The sequence below is a fragment of the Streptomyces sp. Ru62 genome, from assembly GCF_002920615.1.
Classification (GTDB): domain Bacteria; phylum Actinomycetota; class Actinomycetes; order Streptomycetales; family Streptomycetaceae; genus Streptomyces.
This window is the reverse complement of the sequence record NZ_PQSU01000108.1, coordinates 1-409: the sequence shown is the minus strand read 5'-3', so window position 1 is coordinate 409 and position 409 is coordinate 1. Positions and strand designations below refer to the sequence as shown.

Genomic DNA, 409 nt, shown 5'->3' with positions numbered 1-409 from the left:
TCGGCCGGGCTGTTCGCCGCCTCCCCCGCACAGGCCGCCACCGGCACGATCACCGGCCTCGCCGGCAAGTGCCTCGACGTCGCCGGGGCCAACTCCGCCGACGGCACCGCCGTACAGCTCTACGACTGCAACGGCACCAACGCCCAGCAGTGGACGGTCGGCAGCGACGGCACCATCCGCGCCCTCGGCAAGTGCCTCGACGTCACCGGCAACTCCACCGCCGACGGCGCCAAGACACAGCTGTGGACCTGTACCGGCGGCGCCAACCAGAAGTGGACCGTCACCGCCGCCCACGACATCGTCAACCCGCAGGCGAACAAGTGCCTGGACGTCACCGACAACAACTCCGCCAACGGCACCCGGACACAGATCTGGAGCTGCACCGGCGCCGCCAACCAGAAGTGGAACG

1 protein-coding gene is annotated in these 409 nt (G+C 69.9%); it reads left to right on the top strand.

Annotation, left to right across the window (positions count from 1 at the left end; genetic code table 11):
* On the top strand, positions 1–409 hold a 409-nt coding region (locus tag C3492_RS43910), incomplete at both ends, for a lectin (RefSeq protein ID WP_146075824.1).